This is a genomic window from Corallococcus praedator, assembly GCF_003612125.1.
Lineage (GTDB): Bacteria > Myxococcota > Myxococcia > Myxococcales > Myxococcaceae > Corallococcus > Corallococcus praedator.
Genome location: NZ_RAWI01001384.1, coordinates 1 through 393, shown reverse-complemented (window position 1 = coordinate 393; position 393 = coordinate 1). Strand labels below are relative to the sequence as shown.

The window sequence follows — 393 nt, the reverse complement described above, 5'->3', positions numbered from 1 at the left end:
GGCCTTCGCGCTGCGCCAGGACCTGGCGCAGCGCGAAGGCCTTCTCCGGTTGCGGGCCGAAGGGCCGGCCGCCGGCGTAGAAGCCGGCCAGCGCCGTCGCCGCGCGCTCGTCGCCGGCCAGCGCCAGCGTCCGCAGCGCCGTCTCGACGTGCTCCAGGCGGCGCGGGCTGATCTCGACGTCGCCGCGCCGCAGGATGGCGACCAGCGGCCGGACCGCGCCGCCACGGTTGGTGAGGGCCGCCGTCGCGTAGTAGAGCGCGGCGTCGGCGAGCAGCGAGGGGTCGCTCTGGGCCTCGATGCGCTGCGCGAGGCGCATCGCCGCGAGGCCGTCGCCGTTGTCGGCGAGGTCGCGCATGTCCGCCCAGGAGATGTCCTGCCCCGCGAGCATCCGGC

The 393-nt window shown here is 77.1% G+C and carries 1 protein-coding gene; it reads right to left on the bottom strand.

Annotation, left to right across the window (positions count from 1 at the left end):
* Window positions 1–393 (bottom strand): hypothetical protein (locus tag D7Y13_RS46715; RefSeq protein WP_208734755.1); only part of this gene is annotated, 393 nt, incomplete at both ends.